At 31.4% G+C, this 19,876-nt stretch carries 19 protein-coding genes and 1 riboswitch; of the genes, 10 read left to right on the plus strand and 9 right to left on the minus strand.

Annotated features, from left to right (window positions below; translation table 11 throughout):
* Nucleotides 1-110: 110 nt before the first annotated feature.
* From V8G56_RS13730 to V8G56_RS13740, 3 genes are all read left to right on the plus strand, one after another.
* Entirely contained in the window at nucleotides 111-608 is a 498-nt protein-coding gene (locus tag V8G56_RS13730; protein ID WP_395439032.1) for a hypothetical protein, read from the plus strand.
* 24 nt (nucleotides 609-632) lie between these two features.
* Nucleotides 633-2,531: an adenylate/guanylate cyclase domain-containing protein gene (locus tag V8G56_RS13735; protein WP_395439033.1), complete on the plus strand. Its 1,899-nt coding sequence runs from the start codon at nucleotides 633-635 to the stop codon at nucleotides 2,529-2,531.
* Nucleotides 2,532-2,666: 135 nt separating this feature from the next.
* Complete coding sequence (locus V8G56_RS13740) at nucleotides 2,667-3,113, plus strand: KTSC domain-containing protein (protein ID WP_331628515.1); 447 nt, start codon at nucleotides 2,667-2,669, stop codon at nucleotides 3,111-3,113.
* A 49-nt stretch (nucleotides 3,114-3,162) separates the two neighbouring features.
* On the opposite strand, the gene V8G56_RS13745 is transcribed toward V8G56_RS13740, so the two are convergent.
* The 3 genes from V8G56_RS13745 to V8G56_RS13755 form a co-directional block, all read right to left on the minus strand.
* Entirely contained in the window at nucleotides 3,163-4,725 is a 1,563-nt protein-coding gene (locus tag V8G56_RS13745) for a serine hydrolase (RefSeq protein WP_395439034.1), read from the minus strand.
* A 61-nt stretch (nucleotides 4,726-4,786) separates the two neighbouring features.
* A complete protein-coding gene (locus tag V8G56_RS13750) occupies nucleotides 4,787-6,028 on the minus strand; it encodes a glycosyltransferase (protein WP_395439035.1) in 1,242 nt (413 codons plus the stop codon).
* A gap of 37 nt (nucleotides 6,029-6,065) precedes the next feature.
* Complete coding sequence (locus tag V8G56_RS13755; protein WP_395439036.1) at nucleotides 6,066-6,539, minus strand: heme-binding domain-containing protein; 474 nt, start codon at nucleotides 6,537-6,539, stop codon at nucleotides 6,066-6,068.
* Between the two features lie 39 nt (nucleotides 6,540-6,578).
* Between V8G56_RS13755 and V8G56_RS13760 the strand changes: the two genes are divergently transcribed.
* Entirely contained in the window at nucleotides 6,579-7,145 is a 567-nt protein-coding gene (locus V8G56_RS13760) for an adenylosuccinate lyase (protein ID WP_395439037.1), read from the plus strand.
* 5 nt (nucleotides 7,146-7,150) lie between these two features.
* Here the strand turns inward: V8G56_RS13760 and V8G56_RS13765 are convergent, their stop codons facing one another.
* The gene (locus V8G56_RS13765; RefSeq protein WP_395439038.1) at nucleotides 7,151-8,131 is read right to left on the minus strand and encodes a DUF1028 domain-containing protein; all 981 of its coding nucleotides are present in this window, start codon (nucleotides 8,129-8,131) and stop codon (nucleotides 7,151-7,153) included.
* 129 nt (nucleotides 8,132-8,260) lie between these two features.
* On the opposite strand from V8G56_RS13765, the gene purB reads away from it, so the two are divergent.
* A complete protein-coding gene (gene purB / locus V8G56_RS13770; protein ID WP_395439039.1) occupies nucleotides 8,261-9,604 on the plus strand; it encodes an adenylosuccinate lyase in 1,344 nt (447 codons plus the stop codon).
* Nucleotides 9,605-9,607: 3 nt separating this feature from the next.
* Nucleotides 9,608-9,787: a hypothetical protein gene (locus V8G56_RS13775; protein ID WP_395439040.1), complete on the plus strand. Its 180-nt coding sequence runs from the start codon at nucleotides 9,608-9,610 to the stop codon at nucleotides 9,785-9,787.
* A 69-nt stretch (nucleotides 9,788-9,856) separates the two neighbouring features.
* On the opposite strand, the gene V8G56_RS13780 is transcribed toward V8G56_RS13775, so the two are convergent.
* Genes V8G56_RS13780 through V8G56_RS13795 form a run of 4 tightly spaced genes read right to left on the minus strand, consistent with a single transcriptional unit; the run spans nucleotide 9,857 to nucleotide 12,004 of the window.
* Nucleotides 9,857-10,402: a DUF4252 domain-containing protein gene (locus tag V8G56_RS13780; RefSeq protein WP_395439041.1), complete on the minus strand. Its 546-nt coding sequence runs from the start codon at nucleotides 10,400-10,402 to the stop codon at nucleotides 9,857-9,859.
* A gap of 27 nt (nucleotides 10,403-10,429) precedes the next feature.
* On the minus strand, nucleotides 10,430-10,990 hold the full coding sequence (locus V8G56_RS13785; protein ID WP_395439042.1) for a DUF4252 domain-containing protein: 561 nt from the start codon (nucleotides 10,988-10,990) through the stop codon (nucleotides 10,430-10,432).
* Between the two features lie 38 nt (nucleotides 10,991-11,028).
* Complete coding sequence (locus V8G56_RS13790; protein WP_395439043.1) at nucleotides 11,029-11,508, minus strand: hypothetical protein; 480 nt, start codon at nucleotides 11,506-11,508, stop codon at nucleotides 11,029-11,031.
* Nucleotides 11,495-12,004, minus strand: coding sequence for an RNA polymerase sigma factor (locus V8G56_RS13795; protein ID WP_395439044.1), 510 nt, complete (start codon nucleotides 12,002-12,004; stop codon nucleotides 11,495-11,497). Before V8G56_RS13795 ends, V8G56_RS13790 begins: the two co-directional genes overlap by 14 nt.
* Nucleotides 12,005-12,151: 147 nt before the next feature.
* Here V8G56_RS13795 and V8G56_RS13800 point away from each other — a divergent pair, with 147 nt between their 5' ends.
* On the plus strand, nucleotides 12,152-13,681 hold the full coding sequence (locus V8G56_RS13800; RefSeq protein ID WP_395439045.1) for a S41 family peptidase: 1,530 nt from the start codon (nucleotides 12,152-12,154) through the stop codon (nucleotides 13,679-13,681).
* 53 nt (nucleotides 13,682-13,734) lie between these two features.
* Nucleotides 13,735-15,219 (plus strand): S41 family peptidase, encoded by a 1,485-nt coding sequence (locus V8G56_RS13805; RefSeq protein WP_395439046.1) that lies wholly within the window; start codon nucleotides 13,735-13,737, stop codon nucleotides 15,217-15,219.
* A gap of 48 nt (nucleotides 15,220-15,267) precedes the next feature.
* On the opposite strand, the gene V8G56_RS13810 is transcribed toward V8G56_RS13805, so the two are convergent.
* A complete protein-coding gene (locus V8G56_RS13810) occupies nucleotides 15,268-17,205 on the minus strand; it encodes a TonB-dependent receptor plug domain-containing protein (protein WP_395439047.1) in 1,938 nt (645 codons plus the stop codon).
* Nucleotides 17,206-17,272: 67 nt separating this feature from the next.
* A riboswitch (cobalamin riboswitch) is annotated at nucleotides 17,273-17,479 on the minus strand.
* A gap of 92 nt (nucleotides 17,480-17,571) precedes the next feature.
* On the opposite strand from V8G56_RS13810, the gene V8G56_RS13815 reads away from it, so the two are divergent.
* Together V8G56_RS13815 and V8G56_RS13820 are read left to right on the plus strand one after the other, a co-directional pair.
* Complete coding sequence (locus tag V8G56_RS13815) at nucleotides 17,572-18,840, plus strand: ABC transporter substrate-binding protein (RefSeq protein WP_395439048.1); 1,269 nt, start codon at nucleotides 17,572-17,574, stop codon at nucleotides 18,838-18,840.
* A complete protein-coding gene (locus tag V8G56_RS13820) occupies nucleotides 18,841-19,872 on the plus strand; it encodes a FecCD family ABC transporter permease (protein ID WP_395439049.1) in 1,032 nt (343 codons plus the stop codon). It abuts the gene before it with no gap.
* Nucleotides 19,873-19,876 lie beyond the last annotated feature (4 nt).

The following is a 19,876-nucleotide window of genomic DNA, read 5'->3' on the forward strand; positions in this document are numbered from 1 at the left end:
TTACTTAAACTTCCAAATTACAAGTAAAAATATCCTACTTAAATATGTAAATGATATCCCATTTTACTAGGTATCGACTATTTTTTAATTAACCAACTAATTTTATCTTAATGAAAACAACAAATCGCTTATCTCTAGTTCTTGTATTTTTACTATTTTTTGTAATTACAACTTCGTTTTCCCAACAAACGCATTACATTACTTTACATGTTAATACAGAACAAATTAACAGTCAAAATGAGTTAGAGACTTGTTACTTTACATCAGAATCACCAGATGGTCAAGTGATTACATCAAGTGGCAATATTCAGGAATTTACTACGGTTGTCAATGCCGGTGACACTATTGTTTGGAGAGGCCAATCTTCAAATGACCCCGATAATCACACTGTCAATATTTCTTCAATTAATTACCATGGTGGTGACAATGTGTTCGATCAAAATGTTTTAAATGGTAATGGGGGGTCACCCGAAGAAGTAGTTGGAGTGGTCAAAGTGGGAACAAATGGCCAGACTGAAAAATACGCTATAAAATTTAAAGTTTTTAATAATGGTAATCAAAATGGCGGCACTTTTAATATAGATCCAAAAATATCAGTACAGCCATAGAATTAAGATATTGTTTAATTACTAATGATGTTTAAATTATCCTTTCAAGATATATTTCCTTTAAAAGCCTATTTATTAATAGGCTTTTTTTGTCTTGTTTCCAACACTTCTTTTTCGCAAAAAAAGTCTCTTTTGGATAGTTTAGAATCTGTTTATAGAATGGGTGGTTATGACGAAAAAGATCAATTAATTATTTTAAATGAACTTTCTATTAATCATTCTGATCCTCAAAAAAAACTTCAATATAGTGCCGAACTTATTCAAAAAGCAAAATTATTAGATTCCACTCAATATCTATTTATTGGCCTTATTAACAAAGGACATGCGTTAAGATTTAAAGGCGATTATACCCAGGCATTAGAAAGTTTTTTCGACGCCGCCAGTATTGCAGCAAAAAATAATAATAACAGAGAGATAGGCTTGGTAAATATTACCATTGCAGATGTGTATTCTGAAATGAAAAACCATAAAAATGCGGTTTCTTATTATAAAAATGGTATCGATTTATTAAAGAAAGAACATGACACGTCGAATTTCGCCAATGGATTATTTAATCTAGGAGACGAATATTTATCAAATAAAGAATATGACCTGGCCATAGAACATTTTATGGAAGCTGGCCTCCTTTTTCGTAAAATAAAATCTAATGATATTAATTTGGGTGAAATTGGAGAAGCTTATGTTTTAGGCAATATGGGAATAATATATGCGGAACAAGGTAAAGACGATTTAGCTGAAGCCAATATAAATGAAGCGATTGGTATGATGGAAAAACATGAATTGTATTCGCCTATTTCAGAATACCTGACCTATATGTCTGATATCTACTTAAACAAGAATGATTGGAAATCTGCTTTTAATTATTCAAAAAGAAGTCTTGATATAGCAACTAAATATGGTTTAAAAGAACAAATTAGCCAAGCCAACCTTCAAATCTCAAGGTTATTTGAAAAGTCAGGTAGTTTTAAGGAAGCGCTCACTTATTTTAAAAAATATCAGGTTTATAAAGACAGTATAGCCAACATACAAAATGTCCTAAAAATAGGTGACTTACGTACAGATTTTGAAATTTCTAAAAAGCAGACTGAAGTTAACCTGAAGCAATCCGAAGTTAACCTTTTAAATCAGCAAAAGAAAAATCAACGCATAGTGATGATTGCTACTGCTATTGCCTTGTTTTTAATAGTGCTGTTGGCCTTTGGACTTTATAGGCGCAACAAATTTATAAGCAGAACAAAATTAATTATAGAAAAAGAAAAAAATAGGTCAGATAATCTTTTACTTAATATACTTCCTGAAGAAACCGCTCAAGAATTAAAAACAAGTGGTAAAGTTGAGGCAAAAAGATTTGAATCAGTTTCCGTATTATTTACCGATTTTAAAGACTTTACAAAATATTCAGAAAGTCTAGCTCCAGAGAAACTTGTAAAAAGTATTGACTTTTATTTTTCACGTTTTGATGAGATTATTGAAAAATACGAACTAGAAAAAATAAAAATTGTCGGAGATTCCTTCATGTGCGCTGGCGGGTTGCCTTTTCCAACGGAAGACCACGCACTAAAAATAACATTAGCTGCCTTTGAAATGCTGCAGTTTGTTGAAGATACTAAACAAAACGATGATTCTGACATTGTACATTTTGATGTGAGAATTGGTATTAATACCGGACCCGTGGTTGCTGGAGTAGTTGGTACTAAAAAATTTGCTTATGACATTTGGGGAGATACTGTAAATGTCGCTTCAAGAATGGAGGCTTCTTCAAGAGAAGGGAAAATTAATATCACAGAAAACACTTATCTTTTAATTAAAGATTACTTTAAGTGCAAATACAGAGGAGAAATTGAAGTTAAAAATAAAGGTGTAATGAAAATGTATTTTGTGAATAGTATAAAAGATCGTACTATTGCCAGTATGAAGTTTTAACCTAAAGCTCAACAAAACCAATCCTTTTCAATTATTCTACACCCTTATCCATTTAATTATTTGCATATAATGATTTAATAGGGTGCTAGTTTTTTAAAAAAGTATATCTTCGCGCCTTATTTCAAAAAAATCGTTATGAAACGTATTAATGAATACAAGAAATTGTTTGGTATTGAACAAGACATGAGTTTAAAAACACTGAAGTCTACTTATAGAGATTTGGTGAAAGAATGGCATCCTGACAAATTTCAAGCTGGCGATTCATTGGCTGTTGAAGCAGAATTAAAAAGCAGACAAATTATTGACGGTTATCATTTTTTGGTGAGCATTGCTCCAGAAACTAAAGCTAATAATTTAGAAGCATACAATGAAACCATTAATAGCCCTATTATTGATTGGCATCATAAAGGTTTAGTATTAGAAGTTACTTTTTTAGATGGTAACACTTATGAATTCTTCGGAGTTAATAAAGCATTGTTTGTGAAATTTTGTCAATCTGATAAACTATCACGTTTCGCCAAACGAAATATTTTCAACACTTATACTTATAGAAAAATAAAGAAAAGTGAAGTTGAAGCTTAGACATTATAACCCAACATTCTTATTTTGTTAGGTACTTATCTCTAATATTTTAATCTTCTACCCTTTGTAAATCTAAATCATGAAAATCAAAACTAAAGTCAATGTTTGGAGAGATACCTTTCATTTTAATACTTCGACCTGTTCCATTTTCATCTAGGGAAAACATAGCGAATGCGTCACAATTCATATCTTGATATTCCCACTTAATAGCAAACGTATTGGCATTATAAAAATACATGGGGCCATTTAGTTTAGGTGAACGATGTGATTTCATCCAAAGTTGATTTCCTTTTTTAAAAACTTCCATATTCCCAAACCAGCTATCTCTATAAATTCCAATATACTTGGATTCATTTACGTTGTTCTTTTTATTGGCTTCAACAGTTTCCCAAACTTTTTTTGTCACCTCATCCCCTTTATCTTCTCTTGATTTTAAATATTTGCTCAATTTATCAGTCCATTGAAAATCATCTAACCCTAAATAACTATCTTCAATTGTTGATGAGACGGCATAAAACAAACCTGAGCCTCCAGGTTCTGTATTTGTTAAAACGACGATGCCAAGATTTAAATCCGGTATTAACAAGGTTTTACTCAACATGCCTGGCAAACCACCTGTATGTGACACGACCATATTCCCTTTTTTATCTGTTAAATCCCATCCTAAACCGTAACCAGCAAAATGCGAATTGTATCGTGGGTTTCTGTTAACGTTTGTGGTAGTATGTATTTTCCAAATTTCTTGTTGTGTAGACTCCTTGAAGAAATTCTTGTTTAAATTGTCTCCATATTTACCTTTATTAAGTTGCATTAACATCCATTGACACAAATCATTAACATTGGCGTAAATTCCGCCTGCTGCACCATTGATCATTTCCTGATAATCAGGCAACACTTTAAAACTACCACTGGTTGTAGAATGGGGAGATGCGAGATTGCTTTTATCAGTTATATAATTTAAAGCAGGAAAAGAATGATTCATTCCTAATGGCTCAAATATTCTGGTTTTTATAAATTCTTCCCAAGTCATACCCGTTTTTCTGGCTATTAATTCGCCCGCTACTAAATACAGTAAATTATCATAATCCCATTTTGTTCTAAAGGCAGAAACGGGTTTAAAATGCTGAAAACTTGATAATAAATCATCTATAGTAAAATCTGAGCCGTCCGGAAAAAACATTAGATCTCCCATACCAAGACCAAGACCACTGCGATGGGTTAATAAATCCTGAATATTAAAATTTTGCTGAACATACGGATTATACATAGTAAATTCAGGAATATGCGTTATGACTTTATCGGTCCAATTGATTTTCCCTTCTTCTACTAATAAGGCTAAAGCGGCCGTTGTAAAGGCTTTACTATTAGAAGCTATCGCAAAATTGGTGTGCTCATTAACAGGTTGATTCGTCACCTTTGATGTAACGCCAAAACCTTTTTCATAAATGATTTTTCCATCTTTTACAATAGCTACGGCAGAACCAGCAACTTTAAAAGTTTCCATAGCGTTGTTTACTAAAGAATCAACTTGCTCATTTGTAAGTTGAGCAAACATGGATAAGTTAGAAGTAATTAGAAAAAGAGCAATAAAAACAGATTTTTTTGATTTCATCTTGTCGTTTAAATTATGTTTATTTTAAGCGGAATTATAGGATCATAAAATTTAATAAATTTTAGGTTTTAATTGAATTTTTTAATTCAATCCATTTACTCATATATTTAGTACTTTGCAAAGTTTGTTGTTGTAGCATCTGACCAGTAAAATTATCCAAACGATGGGCATTAATGTTAGTATGAATGGCGTTCATTTTATACATGAAATCTGAAATAAAAAGACGCTTATCAAAACGCGCATTCATCACAACAAATCCGTTCTTTTGTTTTCCATTCCAGAAAATCTTATCGGTGTACAGTTCTATAGCCTTATCTGCAAATTTTTGAGGATCATCAACTATAAAACCATTAGCTTCAAAACCTCCAAACATACCTTCAGCCGCAATAGTTGTCATCACACAAGGTGTTCCATTTAACATGGCATCTATCAGTTTCCCTTTCAACCCGGCACCAAACCGCAAAGGAGCTAAACAAACTTTAGCATATTTCATCACTTGATTGACATCATCTACATATCCTTTTATTAAAAATCCTTCTTTTTTATTGTTAAGCTGATTGACTTTTTCAGAAGCATACGCACCATACACATGCATTTCTGCTTGTGGTAGTTTTTTTCTAATTAATGGCCATATCTCATACTTTAAAAATAATAAGGCGTCATAATTTGGGGCATGTATAAAGTTACCAACAGAGATAAAGTGTTCTCTTTCTTTTATTTTAGGTAATTTCTTCTTTATATCTGCTGAAATACTATCCGTTAAAAATGGTAAATAATACAAAAGGTGTTCACTTACTTTAAATTGATTTTTTAATATTTCAATCTCTTCTTCAGAAATTATGAGACTTAAATCACATCTATAAATACTTGCAATTTCGCGTTTTGAGACCTCATTGAACAAATACGACTTGTCAAAGAGTGCTTTATCTTTAAGTGCCAGTTCCCTACCCTTTCGCAAACAATGTAAATCTTCTGTATCTAATACTTTTAAGGCTTCAGGGCAATGTTCTGAAACACGCCAACCAAATTGTTCTTCAACCATAAAACGGTCAAATACAACAATATCTGGGTTTAATTCTTTTAAAAATTCATCAAAACTTGCGCTATTTAATTGAATAAAAACTTGCTGAATATCAAGAAGATTTAAATCAAATGCATGATCCTGTTTTGCACAGGCACTGGCAAAGGTTATTTTATAATTAAAAGATTGAAAAGCTTCTATTAACTGCATCATTCGGCTTCCAGCTGCTGAACTTTTAGGTTCTGGCCAAACAAAGCCAATAATTAACACATGTTTTGTCATAGAAGATATTTAATCAAACACTGAAAATTTCAGTGATTTATTCCGGTTTAGGTTCTAAACTATATTTCAATCTTACTTGTTTTGCCCAATCAACAAATGCTTTTATTTGAGCATCAGATAATTTTGCTTCTTGATGTATTACAGTATAAGACTCTATAGGCATATATTTCTTTTCAACCATTTCAATAAGATCTTCCATTTTATGATCTTTACGTTTTACAGAATTACCTACCCAATTTGAGGCATTAAAATGCTTTTTCCCATCATTCACATGCTCAGCTAACCAATAATTTACTGGTGTAATATTATTATACCAAGGATAACGTGTAAAATTACTATGACAGTCATAACAACTTTCTTTCAAAATCATTTTAACATTTTCAGGCGGATTGGTTTCTTCTAAAAACGGCTCGATTGAAGCTAATTCTCCTTGGTTTTTTTCAGGACCAAAAAATTGAGCAATCACTAATAACACTAATAAAGCTAAAAGGATTTTTTTTATCGTTTTCATTTTAGGTAATTTTAAAACCCTAAATTAACAAATTATTTAATGACTTTAGAACAATTACATAAAGAGTTAAGCTATGTAAATGCATTACGAGCAAACAGATTAAAATATGCCAAAATAATTTTAGACGATTTAAACTTATTACCTAAGCTAATTACTGTTATGTTTATGACAGATGATAAGGTTTCCTGCAAAGCGGCCTGGGTTTTTGAATATGTATGTTCTGAATATCTTTATTGCATTGTACCCTATTTAGAGGTGTTTACAAAGAATATACATAAAGTTCATTTTGATTCTGCCGTTAGACCAGTTGCTAAAGTGTGTGAGTTTCTGGCAAAAGCAAACTATTCAAAAGAACCTAACCCCATTAAGTCGATGCTTTTACCAAAGCACAAAGAGTATATTATTGAGACTTGTTTTGACTGGATGATAACCAATCAAAAAATAGCTGTAAAAGCCTATTGCATGAATACCTTATATCTTTTCGGAAAAGACAATAAATGGATTCATCAGGAACTTGCTCAAATATTAGAGCAAGATTATACCGGTCAAAGTGCTGGATATAAAGCCAGAGCCAAACATATTTTAAAAAAGATCAAAGCAAAGTAATACCCTTATAACTTCATTACCTTACTTAATTCTTCATCTGAAATTATAAGTAGTTTGTTTTTTACGATTCTTGAGGTTAAAGTTTTCCAATTCATATCTTGTTCAAAAATACTCTTTAAAATAGGATGCGCTTTGTCAAATTCCTTATTATTCAATAAGTTGATGGCATACCAATATTTCATTTCTAAATTTTCAGGAAACAAATTTTGCGCACTTAAATATAAACTTTCTGCCATTTTGGAATCTCCTGCTTCCATTGCTAAATCTCCTTTATTCATAAAATCATATGCCTTTTGCACTTTTACTAACCGCTCCAGTTCTTGCACAGGGTTGGCATGATCTTCAACTCTCAAATCCATCACAACATCTTCCCAAGAATTTTCTGTTGCTGTACCCTTTACTATTAAAATAGCTGCTGATTGGCTTCCTCTAATATCTCCCTTTTCAGCTTGTGCCGCTTTTAAAGCAGCTATCATTCTATCACTTAAATCTCCCTTCGTTGTTTCAAAAGCCCTGGCCATTGCATCCCAAACGGTATTATTGAGCATCATGTTAGCCTGAACTGAAAAGTTTTTACCTTGTCTGTGACCGGCTGCTTCAATACAAGAACTACCCGTATGTGTGGCCACCTCTCCTTTTGTGCTCAAAAAAGCGACCTGCCTAAACATTTCACCATTATCAGTAGCTAATAACGCGTCTAATGCCTGTTGCGGTGACAGCCCTTGTTCCATTAAAGCTAAACCTTTTGAGCCGTAACTGGGATTTACGAATGATTGAGTAGCGACTACACCTACTCCTGCTTTGCCATAAGTCACAACACTTCCCACACTAAACCAATGAGACTGTACTGCTACACCAATATTTCCCGTTACTGAATCTCTTGCCACTATGGAATAAGTATGTGCTAAAGGTTCAGAAGATTTATAAACCTGTGAGCATACAATTTGAGACAGAAATAAAATGAAAATAAAGTTTAATGATTTCATAAATAAATATTTTTATACTAAGATAACCATTCTAACCAATAAAATACTGAGCAAAAATTCATAAACTCTAATTCGGTATTCGATATACAAATACCTATCTTTGCAAATTCTTGTTAAAAGCAACAACGCATGTCATTATCAGAACTAAATGCCATCTCTCCAATTGATGGAAGATATAGAAATAAAGTTAAGGATTTAGCTGCCTATTTTTCAGAAGAAGCACTTATAAAATATCGTGTTTTAGTTGAAATTGAATATTTCATAGCGCTTTGCGAAATCCCATTACCTCAGCTTAAAACGGTTTCTAATAGAGTTTTTGGAGATTTACGAGCTATTTACCAAAAATTTTCTACTGAAGATGCCTTGGCGATTAAAAAAATTGAAAGTGTAACCAATCATGATGTTAAGGCTGTTGAATATTTTATAAAAGAAAAATTTGATATATTAGGTTTATCTGATTTCAAAGAATTTATACATTTTGGGCTCACTTCACAAGATATTAATAATACTGCTATTCCATTAAGCATTAAAGAGGCTATTGAAAAGGTCTATATTCCAGAATACAGTTATGTATATGAAAAATTAAAAATACTATCAAGTGACTGGGCCAACATCTCGATGCTTGCAAGAACACATGGACAACCGGCTTCCCCAACACGTTTAGGTAAGGAAATTGAAGTTTTTGTAGTGAGACTAGAACAACAATTCAATACTCTTAAAAATATACCGAACGCTGCGAAATTTGGAGGTGCCACTGGAAATTACAATGCGCATCATGTGGCTTATCCAACTATTGACTGGAAAGCTTTTGGAACCGCCTTTTTAAATACTAAGTTAGGATTGCATCATTCATTTCCAACCACTCAAATCGAGCATTATGATCATATAGCGGCTTTATTTGATAATTTAAAGCGTATTAATACCATTCTTATTGATTTAAATCGTGACATATGGACTTATGTATCAATGGATTACTTTAAGCAACGTATTAAAGCAGGTGAAGTTGGAAGTTCTGCTATGCCGCACAAGGTAAATCCGATTGATTTTGAAAATAGTGAAGGCAACTTAGGCATCGCTAATGCGCTTTTTGAGCATTTATCAGCCAAACTCCCAGTATCTAGATTACAAAGGGATTTAACCGATAGTACGGTTTTAAGAAATATTGGTGTCCCCTTTGGCCATACTTTAATTAGTTTTAAATCTACTTTAAAAGGATTGGATAAATTATTATTGAACGAATCTAAGTTCGCAGAAGATTTAGAAAATAACTGGGCCGTTGTTGCTGAGGCTATTCAAACCATCTTGAGAAGAGAAGGGTATCCTAATCCTTATGAAGCACTGAAAGGCTTAACCAGAACCAATGAAAGAATAAATCAAACATCCATTTCTGATTTTATTGATACTTTAGACGTGTCAAAGGCAATAAAAGAAGAATTAAACCGTATTACACCAATTAATTATACTGGAATTTAATTTATGTTGACTGATAAACAATCTATATTTCTTTGTGGACTACTGGGCATTGGTATTTTTGTTTCGGGAGTGCTGGAAATTTTAGATAATTTTATCACTAAAACGGTGCTTACTATTCTTTTTATTGTAATTATAACCAATTTAATTGTTACTGTTTTAAAAAAAAAAGAAGAAAAGGAATAGATTTAATCTATATAAATCAAAAAAGGCTTGCAATGTTTGCAGGCCTTTTTTATTACTTTATGATATTATCTATTTTTTGAAGAAATCCATAATGCCTCCTAGCTGAGACTCATCAATATTTGAATTTTTCATGGCATCAGCTAAAGTCATCATTTTCTCAGGGCTCATCTTATCTCCTAGTACTCGAACAATTCCAAATCCCATTTCATTAGAGCTAGCAAAGACTATAAATTCATCGGCCGTATCATCATTTCCTAAATACTTCACTGATACTTTGGCATTTTTATCATTAAATTCCATCAGATCATTATATTTTTTGTCTTTTAAAATAGTTTTAACTTTCCCTAATTCTGTGTTAAAAGCATCTAAATTATCTTTATCTAATCTATAGCCTAAAAAGTTTAATCGTTTTACCGAACTGTAAGCTTCCTTTTGATTGTCTGTTAATTTAGACTCATCCATTTTCAAAATAGAAACTGGCAAATCAATTGAAGTAAAGTTTGGAGTTTCTTGATTATCGACATAATATCGTTGTAAACTTGCACCATTATTACAGCTCACTAAAAGTAGAGCTGTAATAAAGATGAAGACTGAATTTTTAACTATTCGTTGCATGATTGATTAGTGTTTTTATATTATTTCTTATTTCTTTTTGTCTAAGTGTTGTCCACCTGGAATATTCATTTTGTCAGTAAGCTTTGAGATTTCATTTAAGTTAATATCTCCAGTTAAAGACACCACTACCGTTTCAATTTTTCGGTTTTCACCATTAATTTCAACGCCTTGTCCTTTCATGACCTTATCTATACCATTCACGTATATTAACAGCTCTTTTACATGGTCTGAATCTTTTCCTTCTTTCACATAAAACTTCACTTCAGAGCCATCATCTTTTACTTCCATTAATTCTTCTAATGAACCAGAACGAGACTTTACCCATTTTGTGATGTCTGCTGAAATAGATTTGTTATCTGTCACTAAAGTTTTAAAACTGGTGATACTGTTTACCATATCCATAAATGATTTTGCTTCAGGATCATCGACATTGATACCCATTTTTGCTATCATTTGAAACATTTTTGGTTTGATGGATACATAAGTCACATCTGAATTATCATTATATCTCTCAAAAATATCTTGAGCCATTGATAATGCCGGCATTAACATGATTGCCATTACGATTACTACTATTTTATTTTTCATGGTATTTGTTTTTATTTTATTTAAAGTTTTCATTGTTATTATTGGTTATTAGGTTTAAAAATTAAGTTTCTTGTATTTTCAATTTCATTAAGGTAACCTATAGTTGAGGTGCCTTTATCCATTTCATTAAGGTAATTTACAGTTGAAGTACCTTTATTAAAATGAGTTGAGATCATGGCTAACGATTTTACTACTTCGTTGTAAGCCATTTGTGGGTCATCATAAGTACCTAAATCATCTTGAGTATTTGACTTAAAATAAAACCCTATCATAAGAACTGCTACTGCTGCGACAGAAATCCATTTGTAATTAAAAATACGTTTAGTTTTTAATGGAACGTCTTTAGTAAATTGCTCTTCTTGATTTACTTTAAAATATGCGAACATTGGTTTATACATTTCTAAATGTGGCGCTACAGTTTCTTGAGAAAAATAGTTTTTTAACTGTTGCTCTTCCTTTAGAGTTGTTTCTCCGTTTTCATACTTTTCAAGTAATTTTTCTATATTATTTAATACCATAACTGTGTGTATTAGTTAATTTTTCACGTATTGTTTTTCTTGCTCTAGATAAGGCTACTCTTACTGCTGTATTATTCATATCCAGCATTTCACTAATCTCATCTAATTCGTATTGTTCTATATCTCTTAATTGTATTACCATTTTTTGTTGTTCTGGCAAATCTGCTATAATTCTTCCTACCCAATCTAAACTATCTTTATTCTCTATATCTTTTTGTAATGATATATTATGATCTTGATAGTTGCTATGTACAATTTTTAAATTTTGAGCCTGTTTTGATTTTAATTTATCTAAACAAAAATTCTTTGTCATGGTCATTGAAAAGGCTTCAACATTTTTAAACTCTTCAAACTTTGATTGGTTATTCCATAGTTTGATAAGAACTTCTTGTGTTGCATCCTCCGCTTCTTCAGTTGATACTAACAATCGTTTTGCTAAACGAAACACTTTATCTTTAAAAGGCATGACAATATTTAAAAATTCTGTCTGCGTCATTTTCTTTTTTTGGTTTGGTATAGTTTGTTTAAAAAATGCTTTTTAAGGCGTTTGATATTACGACGAATAACAATTAAATTTGTTACAAATTATTTTAATAATACAATAATCTATTACTTTTATGGTTTAAAAAATTAAAATAGCGTTATGAAGCTCGAAAAATTATCCTTAAAACTACTAATTGGTTTGTTATCTATTTCTGTAATGTTTAATTGCAGTAAAAAAGAAGATGATGTATTAGATGAACCTCAAATAATTGAACAACCACAGCCCGTAACATTAAATAATGAAATTAATGATTTTATTTGGAAAGGGTTAAATGAGATTTACCTATGGCAAGGCGACGTTCCAAACTTAGCTGATAATAAATTTTCAAATCAAGATGAATATTATACCTTTTTAAATACTTATAATACACCAGAAGGGCTATTTGACGGGTTATTATACCAAAAGGGTGTTGTAGATAAATTTAGTTACTTGGTAGATGATTATATTGCACTTGAAAACTCCTTACAAGGAAACTCTAATTCTAGTGGATTAGATTTTAGATTGGAGAGAATATCAGGATCTGATTATGTTTTTGGTTATGTTAGATATACTGCAAAAGATTCTGATGCGGCTAGTAAAGATATAAGAAGAGGAGATTTTTTTCTTAGTGTTAATGGTCAACAACTAACAATTAATAATTATTTTGATTTGTTATTTGGATCTAACAATACCTACACTTTAGGAATGGCAGATATAACGAATAATACTATTGCTCTAAATGGAAAAACGGTAGAACTTACTAAAACCAGTTTTACTGAGAACCCAATATTGATTAATAAAGTTATTGATGCAGATGGAATAAAAGTAGGTTACTTAATGTACAATCAATTTATTTCAAATTTTGATACTGCCTTAAATGATGCCATATCCCAATTAAAGTCTCAATCAATTACAGAATTGGTCTTAGATTTAAGATATAATCCAGGAGGTGTAGTCAGCTCTGCTATCATTTTGTCAGGTATGATAACAGGTCAGTTTACTGGGAAAATTTTTTCCAGAGAAATATGGAATAACCGATATCAACAATATTTTGAAGCCAATAACCCTGAGTATCTTATTAATCGTTTTACCGATAAGCTTTTAGATAATTCACCAATGACAATGCTTAAATTAAATAAGGTATATATTTTAACTACTTCAGGATCTGCTTCTGCAAGTGAATTGGTTATTAATTGTCTAGAGCCATATATTGATGTTGTACAAATAGGTGCTACAACAACTGGTAAATATACAGCTTCAGTAACATTATATGATTCTCCAAATTTTGGTAAAGATAATGCCAACCCAAGCCATAAATATGCCATGCAACCACTAGTTTTTAAGTCGACAAATGCAATTGGCGTTACTGATTATTACAACGGAATTATTCCTGATTACTCTATAACTTATCAATCCGCATCGGGCAGTGTTTTTGAAGGCGAAAACATAACTGCGTTAGGGGTTTTAGGAGATGTAAATGAACCTTTTTTAGCGAAAGCTATTTCTTTAATAACAGGTAAAACAAGTAAATTTAAAGATACTAAAAATGAGAAAAGGATTTTAGGATTTGATTTTGAAGAAATAGCAGACTCAAAAGATTTCGCTCCTTTAGGAAAAAATATGTTTATAAAATTAAAACATAAAGAATAATCTAATTAGAATCGTTTTTTGCTTAATATAAGTTAAAATTATAAAATAAAAACATGAAAATCTTAAAGCATTTAGTTATTGTCTTTATTGCAGCTCTCTCAATAACAAGTTGTTTTGAAGATAATGATGATAATACCATTTCAGCAAATGAAATCAGTGATTTTGTTTGGAAAGGAATGAATGTTTTTTACTTGTACAAAGACAATATACCTAATTTGGCAAATGACCGTTTTTCTAGTAACGAAGAGTATGCCAATTATTTAAATGACTATGCCGCACCTGAAGATTTATTTGAAAGTTTAATATATCAAAGACAAGACGTTGATAGACACAGTTGGATTGTTAATGATTATATTGCATTAGAACAATTTTTAAGTGGTGTTTTCAAAAGTAATGGTTTGGAATATAAGATTTTTTTAGAACCTAATAGCACAAACCAGCTCATGGCTATAGTGAGATTGGTATTACCAAACAGTGATGCCGACATTAAAGGTATTAAACGAGGGCATATATTTAATACTGTTAATGGAACCGTTTTAACCATGACTAATTATAGTACTCTATTATCAACAGATAATTACACAATAAACAAGGCAACCTATAATGATAATGGCACCCCTGAAACAACTGATGATGTAGTCATTTCAGGAAGTGAATCAATAACACTTAACAAATTAGAATACAGCGAAAATCCTATTTATAGAACGGAAATTTTCAATGTTGCTGGAAATAATGTTGGCTATTTAATGTATAATGGTTTTACTGCAAATTATGACAGCCAGCTTAATGATGTTTTTGCCAATTTTAAAGCCAATAATGTCAAAGATCTAATTCTGGACTTAAGATACAATCCAGGTGGTCGCGTAAGTTCTGCCATTCTGCTATCAAGTATGATAACTGGTCAATTTAATGGAGAAGTTTTTAGCACGGAACAATGGAATAGTGAATTTCAAACACATATTCAAAATGAAAATCCTGAATTACTTATTAATAGATTCACGAATACTTATAATGGAACCGCTTTGAATAGTTTAAATCTTTCTAAAGTTTATGTTTTAGCAACCAGATCTTCTGCTTCTGCCAGTGAATTGTTAATCAATAGTCTTGACCCTTATATAGATGTCATACATATTGGTGATTTTACTTATGGAAAATATCAGGCATCACGGACATTATATGATTCCAATAATTTTGAACGTAATGGGGCTAATCCAAACCATGCCTATGCGATGCAGCCTCTCATACTTAAATCTTTGAATAAAGTTGGACATACAGATTATTATAATGGATTAACGCCGGATATTGAACTTAAGGAAAGTTATTTGAACTTGGGTATTTTAGGAGATGTCAATGAAACCCTTCTTGCGGCTGCCATTGCTCACATTGAAAATTCAGGAAAATTGATAACCATTCAATCTCGACCTCGAATTGATTTAAAATTAATTAAAGACAGCAATAGCTTTATCCCTTTTAGTGATGACATGCTTATAGACAAAGACATTCCTGAAGATATCCTTAATAAAATACATTTTAAATAGAGTAACATTCCAATGGCTGATTTTAATTATTAGCCATTGATTTTCAAATTATAAATTAATATTCAATCCTAGATTTACATTTCTACCTCGTGATGAATAGCCATATAATTCTTCAAAATCTTCGTTAAAAAAATTAGTTACATTCGCAAAAAGTAATACTTTATGGTTCATTAATTTATGACTGATATAAAAATCAAATAGATTATAACTTTTTAAGAGAATCTCATCATTCACATAAGTAGTGCTATTATAAACACTATCTTTTCTGCTATCATTAAATTGATAAGACAAACTCATAAAAGTCCTTTTTGTCAATTCATACATTAAGGAAGCATTTATCTTAAACTCAGGAATTCTTACACTTAAATTTTCTTCAACATGCGTATACGTAGCATTACTAGTCAATTTGAATCGATTTGAAAAATTATAATCAGCATTAAACTCTAGTCCGATTGCCGTAAAAGAATCCTCAATGTTTTTGTACTGATACACGAAATTTCCTAGGTCAACAAAAGCAATAAAATTAGTTTCCTTTCTATTAAAATAGACAAGATTAAAAATAGCTTTATCCTTTATACTAATTTCAAATCCAACTTCAGAGGTCGCATTTTCTTCAGGTTTTAAATCACTATTTCCATAAGTTGGTTCAAACAATTGGTATAATGATGGTGTAATAAAGGCCGTACTATAACTAGCTAATCCTTTTATATAACCAAAATCGAAGTCTTTTTTATATGAAGGATTTAAACTATAAACCAATTTAGATCCATATTCAGAATGATTATTTAAGCGTGCACCTGTATTAATATTTAACCCAAAGTCAGATACATAAACCACATTCACATAAGGATCAATCAAAGTAAATTTGGCCATATCAGGATTTATACTCTGTTCTAAATTTGTACTTCCATAGGGTATTGCAAAACTTTCCATGCTGTTCTCTTGAATGTTTATACCCAAAACTGAATAGACTTTATCATTAAATTGATATCTGTTAAATAGATCTGCAAGGACACTTTCCGCTTTATAAACGGCTGGATAACTGGAGCTTATTTCACGGATTGTATTGTTATAAGCAGCATTTAAAGTGATACTCCCCTTTTTATATTTGAATTCTGGAGATAATCCAAAACGATATTGATTGGTTTTAGAGACATCCTCTATTTCAGGCTCAGAATAGGTGTCATCAAAATCAGCTTTAAAATCATCAAAACTTCCATATAGGTTAATTTTAAATGTTTCTGAAAATTGATAACCTATTTTAATATTACCGTTTATAGCATTATAAACATCCTTATCTGGTTCTATACCTCCTGATAATGATGATAAACCTCCTGTGTATTGATTTCCAAAACTGGCCAAATAACTGAATTTATTTAAAGTACCATTAACCGACACTGAATTTCTAAAATCTTCAATATAATAATTCAGGTTATTTTGAGACTGATTCGTGCCTAAAACACTTCTAAAACTTGCGGATATCGGTTTATTTGAGGCTTCTTTCAATTTAATGCTAATAACTGCGGTTGCTGCACCGGAACCATAAAGCGTACTGGAGGCTCCCTTTAAAATTTCAATACTATCGACTTGGTCTGCATTTAACAGGCGTAAATCATAATCATTGGCTATTTGTGACGCATCTGTTAAAGCAACACCGTCAATCAACACTAAAACCTGCCGGTTTCTTCCTCCTCTTATGTAATAATTTAAGTTTTGGCCTGCATTACTTTTGGTTCCGTTAATTTCAATGCCAGCGGTATTACTAATAATTTCTGCAATAGATTTACCTTGTTGATGTTCTAAAACGGCCTGTGTAATTTTAGTGATCACCTTCCCTGAATTTTCACGTTTTAGTTTAAATTTTGTATCGGTTACAACAATTTCATCCAATTGTTGCACTTCTGTAGAATCAATTTGTTTTTGCGCATAACCAAACATTGTTACACCTAAAAACAAGATACCAAATGCTTTCGCTTTGTAGTTCATTTCATTTTTTAATCACTCGAGAGTAGTATGACCAATCATACGTAAACTTTTATCCCGAAAGTTTGACTTATTTGTTTTGAAAAAGGCAGGTCTCCTGACTCTCGTCTTAATATTGGTCTTCCCGGAAATTATTTCCAGTGACTTGAAGTTGAACATTAAGCATTCCCTTTTGGGAACTAAGATTACAGTTGCGGGAACAGCTCTGGATTTTCACCAGATTCCCTTTTAATTCATACCTCAATAAAGGCATGAAACCAAATTTCATGGCGAAAGTAAATATTATCTTTTATTTGATAGCTAAAATGCTATTTTTTCTTTGTCATTTTATAAACCAAATAAATAAAGCCAACTAAAAAATGTAGTATTATGACGGTGGCAACTATATATATTGTTAAATTTGAATTGTCTCTCATGACCATGAATTTACTCAAAAGTATTAACAAACTAAATAAGCATCCGTTACAATTGTTACATTATTCCTCCATAAAATCTTTTGCTCAATTCCTTATTTTGCTAATCTTATTTTTTTCTGTAGGTTGTAAAAACGACACCTCTAAGAATATAAAAGAACCTGTTCAAGAAACAACCATTGTTTTAAAATATGCAAAAGGCTTTTCAATAACAGATTATGGTAATTATAAAGTTTTAGAAATAAAAAATCCATGGCCCAAATCTGATAAAACATATAAATATATTTTGGCTTCCCAACAGATTATTTCAAAAAATCAATTCCATAAAAATGATTTTGAAGCCATTATAAGTATCCCGGTAAAAAAAATTGTGGTAACATCAACAACACATATTCCTTCATTAGAATTATTAACGGAAGAACAAACTTTAGTAGGGTTTCCCGGAATTGATTATATATCCTCAGAAAAGACCAGAGAGTTGATTGATAATGGCAATGTTAGAGACTTAGGCAAAAATGAAAGTATTAATACGGAAGTACTTTTAGAATTATCACCAGATGCCGTTATTGGTTTTGGAATTGACAATGACAACAAAACTTTTGAGACTATTAAAAAATCAAATATTCCTGTGATTTATAATGGTGATTGGGTAGAAAATTCGCCATTAGCCAAAGCTGAATGGATTAAATTTTTTGGATTTCTGTATAGCAAAGAAAAACAAGCTGATTCTATTTTTAATACTATTGAAAAAAGCTATCTAGAGGCTAAAAAACTGGCTGCAAAAGTAAACTACCAACCCACTATTTTAAGTGGTGCCATGCATAATGACATTTGGTATTTACCAAACGGTTTCAGTACTGAAGCACAATTATTAGCAGATGCCAACACCAATTATCTTTTTAAAGAAACAAAAGGAACGGGAAGTTTATCTCTGAATTTCGAAACTGTTTTTGCTAGAGCCCAAGACGCTGATATTTGGTTAAGTCCATCAAATTATAGTAGTTTAGAGGCACTTAAAATAAATAATGAACATTACACGATGTTTAAAGCTTACCAGAACAAAGCTGTTTATTCATTTACAAATACTACCGGTAAAACCGGAGGTGTTTTATATTATGAATTGGGATTGACAAGACCTGATATCGTTCTTAAAGATTTGATCAAAATATGTCATCCTGAATTGTTGGAAAATTATGAACCATATTTTTTTAAAAAATTAGAATAATTGATTAGGACAAAAACATATCAACGTTCATTTATCATTCTTGCTTTAGTCCTGGTGTTTTGTTTTATTTTAAATATTAGTTTAGGCTCGGTTTATATTCCTTTAAAGGAAATTTTGAAAAGTATCATTGGTGCTGCCACTGAAAAGGAATCCTGGCAATACATCATTCAAAATTATAGGCTTCCTAAAGCATTTACAGCTATTCTGGTTGGGTCAGGTCTAGGTATTTCAGGACTGTTAATGCAAACCTTATTCAGAAATCCCTTAGCCGGTCCTTTTGTATTAGGCATAAGTTCTGGTGCCAGTTTAGGGGTGGCGCTTATTATTTTAGGTTCCAGTCTGTTTGGAGGTGTTTTTGCCTTACTAATGATTTCAAAATGGAGTATTGTAATTGCTGCAAGTCTGGGTAGTTTTTTAGTATTAATGTCCGTAATGGTGGTCTCAATAAAAATAAGAGATACCATGGCTATACTTATTATAGGTCTGATGTTTTCAAGTATTACAGCTGCCATTGTTAGTGTTCTTTCTTATTTTGGGTCTGCTCAACAATTGCAGCAATATATTTTCTGGGGATTTGGTAGTTTAGGAAATTTATCCTGGAATGAACTAGACATATTCTTTATCATCTATTTTTTAGGAATGATTTTAAGTATTAGCTCCATAAAATCTTTAAACTCTTTGCTGCTAGGAGAAAACTATGCTAAAAGTTTAGGGTTAAATATCAAAAAAAGCAGGTTGACCATCATCATAGCGACCAGTTTGTTAGCAGGAACAATAACGGCTTTTGCCGGACCCATAGCTTTTATTGGTCTGGCCATTCCACATATGACACGACAAATATTCAACACCTCTAATCATAAAATATTATTGCCAGCTGTATTTTTGTTTGGAGCCATTGTCATGCTTATTTGTGATAGCATTGCACAAGTACCTAATAGTGATTATACTTTACCTATTAACGCCATCACTTCTTTAATTGGAGCACCTGTAGTTATTTGGTTATTAGTAAGGAAACGTAAAATGATTTTTTAGATTA

The organism is Gaetbulibacter aquiaggeris (assembly GCF_044003965.1).
Lineage (GTDB): Bacteria > Bacteroidota > Bacteroidia > Flavobacteriales > Flavobacteriaceae > Yeosuana > Yeosuana aquiaggeris.

Bases quoted from the DNA above. Each gene is read 5' to 3' on its own strand.
- V8G56_RS13780 (WP_395439041.1), bottom strand. From the start codon at position 10,402: ATGCAACGAATAGTTAAAAATTCAGTCTTCATCTTTATTACAGCTCTA.
- V8G56_RS13765 (WP_395439038.1), bottom strand. From the start codon at position 8,131: ATGAAATCATTAAACTTTATTTTCATTTTATTTCTGTCTCAAATTGTA.
- V8G56_RS13795 (WP_395439044.1), bottom strand. From the start codon at position 12,004: ATGACGCAGACAGAATTTTTAAATATTGTCATGCCTTTTAAAGATAAA.
- V8G56_RS13760 (WP_395439037.1), top strand. From the start codon at position 6,579: ATGACTTTAGAACAATTACATAAAGAGTTAAGCTATGTAAATGCATTA.
- V8G56_RS13735 (WP_395439033.1), top strand. From the start codon at position 633: ATGATGTTTAAATTATCCTTTCAAGATATATTTCCTTTAAAAGCCTAT.
- V8G56_RS13815 (WP_395439048.1), top strand. From the start codon at position 17,572: ATGACGGTGGCAACTATATATATTGTTAAATTTGAATTGTCTCTCATG.
- V8G56_RS13745 (WP_395439034.1), bottom strand. From the start codon at position 4,725: ATGAAATCAAAAAAATCTGTTTTTATTGCTCTTTTTCTAATTACTTCT.
- V8G56_RS13790 (WP_395439043.1), bottom strand. From the start codon at position 11,508: ATGGTATTAAATAATATAGAAAAATTACTTGAAAAGTATGAAAACGGA.
- V8G56_RS13810 (WP_395439047.1), bottom strand. From the start codon at position 17,205: ATGAACTACAAAGCGAAAGCATTTGGTATCTTGTTTTTAGGTGTAACA.
- V8G56_RS13805 (WP_395439046.1), top strand. From the start codon at position 13,735: ATGAAAATCTTAAAGCATTTAGTTATTGTCTTTATTGCAGCTCTCTCA.
- V8G56_RS13755 (WP_395439036.1), bottom strand. From the start codon at position 6,539: ATGAAAACGATAAAAAAAATCCTTTTAGCTTTATTAGTGTTATTAGTG.
- V8G56_RS13785 (WP_395439042.1), bottom strand. From the start codon at position 10,990: ATGAAAAATAAAATAGTAGTAATCGTAATGGCAATCATGTTAATGCCG.
- V8G56_RS13750 (WP_395439035.1), bottom strand. From the start codon at position 6,028: ATGACAAAACATGTGTTAATTATTGGCTTTGTTTGGCCAGAACCTAAA.
- V8G56_RS13800 (WP_395439045.1), top strand. From the start codon at position 12,152: ATGAAGCTCGAAAAATTATCCTTAAAACTACTAATTGGTTTGTTATCT.
- V8G56_RS13740 (WP_331628515.1), top strand. From the start codon at position 2,667: ATGAAACGTATTAATGAATACAAGAAATTGTTTGGTATTGAACAAGAC.
- purB (WP_395439039.1), top strand. From the start codon at position 8,261: ATGTCATTATCAGAACTAAATGCCATCTCTCCAATTGATGGAAGATAT.
- V8G56_RS13775 (WP_395439040.1), top strand. From the start codon at position 9,608: ATGTTGACTGATAAACAATCTATATTTCTTTGTGGACTACTGGGCATT.
- V8G56_RS13730 (WP_395439032.1), top strand. From the start codon at position 111: ATGAAAACAACAAATCGCTTATCTCTAGTTCTTGTATTTTTACTATTT.